This window comes from Collinsella aerofaciens, assembly GCF_040926185.1.
Lineage (GTDB): Bacteria > Actinomycetota > Coriobacteriia > Coriobacteriales > Coriobacteriaceae > Collinsella > Collinsella aerofaciens_BC.
The window spans coordinates 38473-47132 of the sequence record NZ_JBCOIQ010000015.1; the positions used below are offsets into that span (position 1 = coordinate 38473).

Genomic DNA, 8660 nt, shown 5'->3' on the forward strand with positions numbered 1-8660 from the left:
GGGGCCGAATAGCGGTCTCAAACCGCACCGAATCGGCAGCCGTCAAACTGGAGTGGATCGCGCGTTCAAACCATGCCCTTGCCGTTTCTAAATGATCCGTTTTCCTCCGTCTCCAAGGAATCATCGCGAAAAGAGGGGCTGTCCCGCGCTGGCGGAACAGCCCCTCTGGCTTCGATATGTGCGATACAGCTCGTTAGAAACCCTGGCCGTAGCCCTGGCCCTGGCCCTGCTGGCCGAGCAGCTCCTCCAGGTACTGGCGCAGCTGCTCATCGGTAATACCGCCGTTGCCAGTGTCGGTTGCGCTGTCGTTCTGCTGCTGGTTCTGCAGTTCCTCGTCGGAGCCCAGCTCGACGGTGACCTTCTTCTCTTCCTTGCCGCGCATGAGCGTGATCTCGACCTTCTCACCCACCTCGTGGCTGCGCAGTGCGATGATCAGGCCATCGGCGCTCGTGATCTCGTCGTCGCCCAGCTTGGTGATGACGTCGCCCTCCTGAATGCCGGCCTTGGCGGCAGGGCCGTCCTCAACGACGCTCGCCACATACGCGCCGCTATCGGTGCTCAGCTTGTTGGTGCGGGCGTTGAGCGCATTGACGCTCGAAAGCGTAGCGCCCATGTACGGATGCACCGGCGTCTTGCCGTCGATGATCTGGTCGGCAATGTTCTTGGCGTAGTTAACCGGAATGGCAAAACCCACGCCCGAGCTGGAGCCCGAGTAGCTCTCGATGAGCGAGTTGATACCCACTAGCTCACCATTGTCGTTGACGAGCGCGCCGCCGGAGTTGCCCGGGTTGATGGCGGCATCAGTCTGGATCATGTTGGCATAGATGGTGTTACCGCTGGTAGAGCTCATGGCCGTGGAGCGATACAGCGCCGAGACGATACCGGTGGAGACAGACTGCTCGTTGCCGAAGGGCGAGCCAATCGCCATGACCCACTCGCCCACGTTGAGCTTGGAGGAATCACCAATCTCGATCGGCGTGAGCTTGGAGGCATCGGCATCCTTGAGCTTGATGACGGCCAGGTCGCTCGAGGCGTCGTTGCCAACGAACTCGGCCTCATATGTAGTGCCGTCGTCCATGGTAACCACGTACTGGTCATAGCCATCGACCACGTGGTTGTTGGTGAGGACGTGGCCCTCGGTATCGAGCACCACGCCCGAACCGACGCTGCCCGAGTTGTCCGACTCGTCGGCAGACTGCGAAAGCGAGCCATTCTGGCTACCGCTCGAAGTGGCGGTGATGGAAACCACGGAGGGCAATGCCTTGGCAGAAACGGCCTCGGCCAGCGTGGTGTCCTCGGAATCAATCGTAATCTTTTGCGTCGATGAACCCGAAGCACCCGCCGTCACGGCATTCTTGCCGCCACCGATATCGAGCGTGCCGCTCATAATGAGCGCAATGACCAGCAGGGCGCCGCAGGCACAGCCGGCGAGTGCCGTAATAAAGATCGGCAACTTTTTGGTCTTGGTTTTGACCACTGTGTGCTTGTTTACAACCTGCTGGCTGCCCAGCGGCTTTCCGGTCTGCGTGTCGTAAGCCTGCACGTAGGGAATGTTGCTACCGGCAGGCGTCGACTCCACCTGCACGCGCGGCTGCTGCTGGGTCTCGCCGGCGTTGCCCGCATCCTGGGGACGCTGGGAATCGTACTCGCTCATAGCTGCGATCCTTTCGTCAAATAACCAAAGGCCCGCCAAACATGTGGCGGGCCATCATTGTTCACGTTGAGTTGTACCCCAATATGCGGGCGAACGTGTATGAGAACGCAATCTTTTAGGAAGGCTTAAGTTCTGCTGCAAACTCGAAAGGGATCCACGCATGCGGCAAAACCACCACGAAGGTGCCTGTCCCCTTTGTGGTGGAAATCTAGTCCTTAAACAGATAACCCACGCCACGGACGGTGGTGATGTGCGCCGCGATCTGCGGGCCCACCTTGGAGCGGATGCGTCGAATGTGCACGTCGACGGTGCGCGTGCCGCCGCAGTACTCAAAGCCCCACACGCGGTGCAGCAGCACCTCGCGGCTGTAGGCACGGTTGGGATGCGTCGCCAAAAAGCTCAGCAGCGAGTACTCCATCAGCGTCAGGTCGATAGGCTCGTTATCGAGCGTCACCTGGTAGGTAGCCAGGTTGATCTCGAGGTTATCGATATTGAGCACATCGTCGGCGGCGACGGTCTCTTCCTCGCCCATCAGGCGCTGCGCGCGAGCCTTGAGCTCGTTGGGCGTCGCCGTGGGGCATACAAAGTCGGCATGCGCGTGATTCGGCAGACGCAGGGTACCGAGCGCCTCGTCGTCGACAATCACCAACATGGGGACGCCGCCACGATCGTCAAGCCACTTGGCAATCTGATCGATGCGGTCGCTGCGGATGCCATCGGAATCGAGAATCAGCAGGTCAAAGTCGTGCGCCGCAGTCGGCGAATCGGGGGTTGCCAGGCTCACCTCGACACCCAGGGTGGTCGTCAAGCTGCGGGCAAACTCGTGGAAGCGCGTCGTGCGCGCCATGAACAGGGCACTCTTTTCGGACATATCGGCCTCCAAGGAAATGAGCTCAATCGTACTGGAACAAGCCAGCGCGATTAGGAGTTCGCCAGGTAGTGCTTGATCTCCCACTCGGTGATCGTAGACTCAAACTTATGCCACTCGTCGCGCTTCTTTTTGAGGAAGAAGCTGTGGATGTGCTCGCCGAGGGCATCCTTCATAAACTGCGAGTCCTCAAACACGTCGAGCGCCTCTTTGAGCGAGCGCGGCAGCGGCGTGTAGCCGGCCTCGAGCATCTGACGGTCGGTAAGCTTGAGCGTCTCGGCCGTTGCCTCGGGCGGGAGTTCCAGCTTGCGCTCGATGCCGTCCAGACCAGCCGCCAGCGTGACGGCGTTGACCAGGTACGGGTTGGCCATGGGGTCGGGGCTACGAAGCTCGATGCGCGTGGACAGCTGCTTGCCGGGCTTGTAGACCGGAATGCGGACCATGCTCGCGCGGTTGCGCAGGCCCCACGTGGCGTACTGCGGCACGGAATCGCCGCCCGTGGTGATGCGCTTGTACGAGTTGACCGTGGGGTTAGTGATAGCGCTGATCTCGCGCGCGTGTGCCAGAATGCCGGCCATGTAGTGCTTGGCGATATCGGAGAGGTGATACTTCTCGTCGTCCTCGCCCCAAAAGACGTTGTTGCCGTCGTGGTCGAATAGCGACTGGCACAGGAACATAGCGCTGCCGTCCTCGCCCGCCAGCGGCTTGGGCATAAAGGAGGCGTGGCACCCGCTCTCGTAAGCCTGCTGCTTAATGATGAGCTTGGCCGTGGTGATGGCGTCGGACATGCTCAGGGCCTCGGCGTGGCGCAGGCTCATACCGTGCTGCGAGCGACCGGCGGCGTGGAAGGTGTACTCCACGGGCACGGACATCTTCTCGAGCGTGAGGACCGTGTTGCGACGCAGGTCGCGAGCGGCATCGCTCACCGAAAGATCGAAGTAGCCCACATTGTCGAGCGGCTCAGGGGTGTGCTCGTCGGGGAAGTAGTAATACTCCAGCTCGGCGCCCACGTTGAGCAGATAGCCAGCCTTCTCGGCCTTGCGGAACATGCGGCGCAGGGCATCGCGCGGGTCGCCGGCAAAGGGCTTGCAATCGGGAGTGCACACGTCGCAGAACACACGGGCAACGCCGTTGTGGCTCGGGCGCCACGGCAGAATCTGGAAGGTCGAAGCATCGGGAAACGCCAGCATGTCGGCTTCCTCGGGCGTGGCAAAGCCCTCGATGGCCGAGCCGTCAAAGCCGATACCCTCCTCAAAAGCGACCTCGAGGTCCTCGGGGCTAATGGCAAAGTTCTTGAGGCGGCCGAGAATGTCGACAAACCACAGACGCACAAAGCGGATGTCACGCTGCTCTACAGAGCGGAGTACGTAATCGATGTTCTGCTGGTTCATGTCGCTCCCCTTTCTTTCGGGCGGGTTTCGACTGGTCTATATCGCAGATACTATCGCAGAAAAATGTTTCCGCAGGGTTAAAGCGTATCAAGCGCTCAAAAAACGTGCTCGAACAGGCCGTCACGAACGAATGATTAGCGCGAGGTCGAGGCGCGGTGTTCGATGTGGCCGGGGATCTCGATGCGCTTGGGGGCGAGCTTTGCGGCATCGCCCACCGTAGTGGTAACGATGTCGATGCGCTCGGACAGGCACTCGACCACGCGCTCGGCAATGGTGAGGGTATCCTGCGCGGCCGTGGTGACGCCGCCAAAGAGCACATGGTTCCAAGGGTAGTCGTCAAACGTCGCGATCTTGAGCCCCGCCGGCAGCGAGGGACCAAGCTGCGCCAGCGCCTCGGTCAGACGCAGGAAAACTAGGCCGTTGACGGCAATGAGGCCGAGCTTTTTGCCTGCATAGCCGCGGATGGTCTCGTCCAAGCGACCAACGCCCGTGGCACCGCCATCGGCCAAGGTGACAACCTCGCCGGCAAGGCCGCGTCGCGACAGCTCGTCGGTAAAGGCCTCGGCGCGCTCGCGACGCACGGGGCTGTCGTCGCTCGCCTCGGTGAGCAGGCACAGGCGCTCGCTGCCAGCGGCGGTCAAGGCGTCTACCAGGCCGGCGACCAGCTCACGGTTGTTAGATGTCACCAGATCGACACCGGCGTCGGCAACGTCGCGGTCGAGCAGCACAACGGGCAGGCGCCCCGCGGCCGCGGCGATCGCCTTGTCGTTGCCTCCGCAGGTGTTGACGACCAGGCCGTCCACGCCGGCATCGATAAGTCTGGTGAGCGACTCGGCCTCCTTGGCGGGATCGTTGCCGCTAATGGCCGTCATGAGCGAGCAGCCGCGCGCGGCGGCACTGGCGGAAAGGCCCTCGAGCATGGCGCTCGAGAACGGGTTGGCGATGTCGGCCAGGATCACACCGATGAGGTTGGTGCGCGAGCTGCGCAGATTGCGCGCGGCAGCACGTGGGCGATAGCCGGTGCGCTCGATAACCGCCGCGATGCGAGCGCGGGTTTCCTCGGTCATCTGCCCGGGGCGGTTGTTGAGATAGCGCGAGACCGTGGCCGGGCTCACGCCCGCCTCGGCGGCAATGTCCTTGATTCTCATCTGCGCCATGGCGCACCCCGTTTCCCCATTGTCGGCAGCCTGAGCCATTTTAGGCATTTTTTTAAAAATCTCGCTTGCAAAACGCTGTAGGTGAGTATACTACAACTCGAAACGAAACCGATTTCGTAAACCGATTTCGGCAAGCGTTGGCACGGTGGTGCAAAGATGCACCCTACCGTCTTGGCACCTCCGTGCCAACGCCATATCAAAGGTGTACGCACGAGCAAGAAGGAGCTGCGCGACCATGGGTAAAACGGTTCTTACCTTCGGCGAGATCATGATGAGGCTCTCGCCCAAAGACCATCTGCGCATTGAGCAGGCGACCGAGTTTGACGTTCGCTATGGCGGCGCCGAGGCCAACACCGCGCTTTCCCTGGCCTACCAGGGCGACAAGGCCGCTTACGTCTCCGTTGTTCCAGCCAACCGCCTAGGCGAGTGCGCCCTGCGCTCGCTGAAGGCCTACGGCGTCAACACAACGCGCGTCGTGCGTCAGGGCGATCGCCTGGGCTCCTATGTCTTTGAGGTCGGCGCCTCGCAGCGCGGCAACGGCTGCGTCTACGACCGCAAGTACTCTGCCATCAACATGGCCAAGCGCGACGTCTTTGACTGGGACGAGATTCTCAAGGGCATCGATGTCTTCTATTTCTCCGGCGTGACCCCCGCCGTCTCCGATGAGATGGCCGCCGCCTGCAAGGATGCGCTCACCGCCTGCCGTGCCAAGGGCATCACCACCGTGTGCGACGTGAACTATCGCGGCAAGATGTGGTCGCCCGAGAAGTCGCAGGCCACCATAAAGGAACTCCTGCCGCTCGTCGACATCTGCATCGCCAACGACGAGGACGCGCCTGCCGGCCTCGGCATGACCTGCGTCTCTGGTTCCCTCGCCCACGGCATCGAGGAACGCGACACCTACGTCGAGATGGCCCGTCAGATCTGCGCCGAGTACGGCTGCAAGAAGGTCGCCTCGGTCGTCCGCAACATCTCCTGCGTCGAGCGCTCCGTCTGGATGGGCATGCTCTTTGACGCCGAGAGTCGTGAGCACTGGTTCTCCCCTGCTCACGACGTACACGTGCTCGAGGGCGTTGCTGCCGGCGATGCTTTCAACGCCGGACTCGTCCATGCCCTTATCAACGACTTTGACCCGCAGGCTGCCATCAACTACGCCATTGCGGCCTCGATCCTCAAGCTCACCATCAAGGGCGATTCCAACCTGGTGACTGCTGACGAGATTGCCGCCGTGGCAAACGCCGCCGACGGTGGCACCCGCGTCGCCCGTTAATTCGTTCCCCATTCCGCGGACTGCAGTTTTCCATACCCATACCTCTGCAGCCCGCTCCCCGATTCCTCCGGTCGGGCAAAGCCACCAGTCCCATTCCGGTTTTGCCTGGCATTCCCTACATGACTGGTCGAGCAGCCGGTTTTGGAATTGCTTGTGACCCCAAGCAGTGCCTCCGATAACCAATCCAGAATCGGCTCCTGACCAGCACATTTGGCAACCACGCGCCCGTGCGCGCCACACATCGAAAGGAACATCATGTTCGATCAGTTCTACACCACGCTTGAGTCCCTGGGTATCGTGCCGGTCGTCGTGCTCGACAAGGTCGAGGACGCCGCTCCGCTCGCCCACGCCCTTATGGCAGCCGGCATGAAGTCCGCCGAGGTCACCTTCCGCACCGCCTGCGCCGCCGAGGGCATCGCCGCTATGGCCGAGGCCGAGCCCGAGATGTGCGTCGGCGCCGGCACTGTCCTGACCGTCGAGCAGGTTGAGCAGGCCCGCGCAGCCGGTGCCAAGTTCATCGTCTCTCCGGGTTACAACGAGGACGTCGTGAAGCACTGTATCGACATCGACCTGCCCGTCCTTCCCGGCACCGTGACCCCCTCCGAGGTCACCGCAGCCGAGAACCTGGGCCTCAAGGTCACCAAGTTCTTCCCCGCGTCCCAGTATGGCGGCCTGAACACCATCAAGGCCCTCGCCGCTCCGTTTGTCGGTCACCGCTTTATGCCCACCGGCGGCGTGAGCACTGCCAACGTCGAGGAGTACCTGAGCTCCTCCGCCATCATCGCCTGCGGTGGCACCTGGATGGTCAAGCCGGCCCTGTTTGCCGACGGCGACTTCTCCAAGGTCGAGCAGATTGCCCGCGAGGCCATGGACGTCGTCAAGAAGGTCCGCGGCTAGGTTTAGCTCTCTATCGTGAAAGGGGGCGTGCCCTAGACCTCGTCCCCTTTCTTTTAAAGCGGCTCGGAAGCGCGCCGTTTCCGTCACGAACAAGAACCGAAACCGTCTTGTATGCTGATAGAACGTGACGGAAGCGACACGCCCCCGAGCCGCTTTACTTACTCGGTTGGCAACCGCGTCCAACTGAGCCACTTCGGTAAAAGCCGAGCCATCAAAACAGTTGCGGCGCCGTCTGGAGGAATGGACCCTTGCTTCCGGTCTTTTCCTCCAAGCGGCGCCGCAGCTTTTTTGTGCCCCGGTTACGCCCCAACGCAGTTGCGGTGAAATAGGGACTGTTTGCGCCACCTAGGCCGCAAAACAGTCCCTATTTCACCGCAACTTTATATGGGGATTGATTAGATGAACGAGTCTTTGGACAGCTCAAAATAGTCGGGATGCACGGCGATAACCGGGCCCTGCTCCTCGGGCATCAGGTGCAAGTGCGTCTCTGCCAGATAGCTCGCCGTGTCGGTATCGCCCCCCTTAATGGCCTCGAGAATCCGGCGATGCTGCCGACGAATCGGCTCCCAATCCAGATCCTGCGACACCATGCGCAACCAGTTGTATCGCTCAAAATGCGTGTTGATGCTCTTCATCCAATCCCACAACATGTGACGACCAGCAATCTCAAAACATGTCTCATGGAACAGGTTATCCAGGTCAAAGAAGCGGCGCGTTTCGCCATGGTCGAGCGACTCGGACTCGGTAAGAATCTGCTCAAGCCGCTGCTTTTGCTCGGGCGTGGCGGCCGAACAGCATTTAATAAGCACGCTTCTCTCGAGCTTCTCGCGCAAAAAGCAGGCGTTCTCGGCGCGCTCCATGCTGATTTTCGAGACATAGGTGCCGCTTTTGGGACGCGTTTCCACCAGCTCCTGCTCACGCAGGCGCACAAAGGATTCGCGAATGGGCGTGCGCCCGATTCCCGTCTCCTTTTCCAGACCAATCGCCGAAAGGCGCGTGCCGGGCTTGAGCTCGGCATAGATGATCTTAGAGCGCAATGCGTTGTATGCCTGATCTTGCAGGCTCTGATAATGCTGGTGCTGTTCCATAAAGCCCTCGGATAAACCCTCGGTTAGTCGAATACCACCATGCAATACTATCGCATCCCCCGCCCCCTCATAAGTTGCGGTGGAATAGTTCCTGCTCAAAGCCTTCAGCTGCAAAAACAGGAACTATTCCACCGCAACTTCCAACAGTCTTTTTGGGACGGGGCTCTTTTAGCTACCCTGGCCCGCAGGTCGGCCCCTTGCCACAAAAGGGGCCCATCTACTACGTTAACGCGGAGAGCCCAGACCATGCTGAAAAGTGCGAAAACAAAACCGACGCTCCTATAAGTTGTCAATAGGCAGTTTGCGGGAGCGCTCCCTTCAATTCGCACAGGAGC

Annotated in this window: 7 protein-coding genes; 2 read left to right on the forward strand and 5 right to left on the reverse strand. The window is 60.9% G+C overall.

Translation table 11 applies throughout. The features are described 5' to 3' along the window. Positions 1-193: 193 nt before the first annotated feature. The 4 genes from AB5750_RS07110 to AB5750_RS07125 form a co-directional block, all read right to left on the reverse strand. Positions 194-1654 carry a S1C family serine protease gene (locus AB5750_RS07110; RefSeq protein WP_368146242.1) on the reverse strand — a complete coding sequence of 487 codons (1461 nt, stop codon included), beginning with the start codon at positions 1652-1654 and terminating at the stop codon, positions 194-196. A gap of 208 nt (positions 1655-1862) precedes the next feature. Beyond that, positions 1863-2525, reverse strand: coding sequence for a response regulator transcription factor (locus tag AB5750_RS07115; protein WP_118256204.1), 663 nt, complete (start codon positions 2523-2525; stop codon positions 1863-1865). Positions 2526-2575: 50 nt separating this feature from the next. Then, positions 2576-3913, reverse strand: coding sequence for a glutamine synthetase family protein (locus AB5750_RS07120; RefSeq protein ID WP_195361716.1), 1338 nt, complete (start codon positions 3911-3913; stop codon positions 2576-2578). A gap of 134 nt (positions 3914-4047) precedes the next feature. Further along, entirely contained in the window at positions 4048-5070 is a 1023-nt protein-coding gene (locus AB5750_RS07125; RefSeq protein ID WP_368146244.1) for a LacI family DNA-binding transcriptional regulator, read from the reverse strand. A 235-nt stretch (positions 5071-5305) separates the two neighbouring features. Between AB5750_RS07125 and AB5750_RS07130 the strand changes: the two genes are divergently transcribed. Continuing rightward, positions 5306-6340 (forward strand): PfkB family carbohydrate kinase, encoded by a 1035-nt coding sequence (locus tag AB5750_RS07130; RefSeq protein ID WP_368146245.1) that lies wholly within the window; start codon positions 5306-5308, stop codon positions 6338-6340. Positions 6341-6595: 255 nt separating this feature from the next. Next, complete coding sequence (gene eda, locus AB5750_RS07135; protein ID WP_368146246.1) at positions 6596-7237, forward strand: bifunctional 4-hydroxy-2-oxoglutarate aldolase/2-dehydro-3-deoxy-phosphogluconate aldolase; 642 nt, start codon at positions 6596-6598, stop codon at positions 7235-7237. Between the two features lie 395 nt (positions 7238-7632). Here eda and AB5750_RS07140 read toward each other — a convergent pair whose 3' ends face one another. Then, positions 7633-8325 (reverse strand): GntR family transcriptional regulator, encoded by a 693-nt coding sequence (locus AB5750_RS07140; protein ID WP_368146248.1) that lies wholly within the window; start codon positions 8323-8325, stop codon positions 7633-7635. Positions 8326-8660: the final 335 nt, after the last annotated feature.

Excerpts from the sequence above, each read along its gene's own strand:
- AB5750_RS07110 (WP_368146242.1), bottom strand. The coding sequence starts at position 1,654 with ATGAGCGAGTACGATTCCCAGCGTCCCCAGGATGCGGGCAACGCCGGC.
- AB5750_RS07115 (WP_118256204.1), bottom strand. The coding sequence starts at position 2,525 with ATGTCCGAAAAGAGTGCCCTGTTCATGGCGCGCACGACGCGCTTCCAC.
- AB5750_RS07120 (WP_195361716.1), bottom strand. The coding sequence starts at position 3,913 with ATGAACCAGCAGAACATCGATTACGTACTCCGCTCTGTAGAGCAGCGT.
- AB5750_RS07125 (WP_368146244.1), bottom strand. The coding sequence starts at position 5,070 with ATGGCGCAGATGAGAATCAAGGACATTGCCGCCGAGGCGGGCGTGAGC.
- AB5750_RS07130 (WP_368146245.1), top strand. The coding sequence starts at position 5,306 with ATGGGTAAAACGGTTCTTACCTTCGGCGAGATCATGATGAGGCTCTCG.
- eda (WP_368146246.1), top strand. The coding sequence starts at position 6,596 with ATGTTCGATCAGTTCTACACCACGCTTGAGTCCCTGGGTATCGTGCCG.
- AB5750_RS07140 (WP_368146248.1), bottom strand. The coding sequence starts at position 8,325 with ATGGAACAGCACCAGCATTATCAGAGCCTGCAAGATCAGGCATACAAC.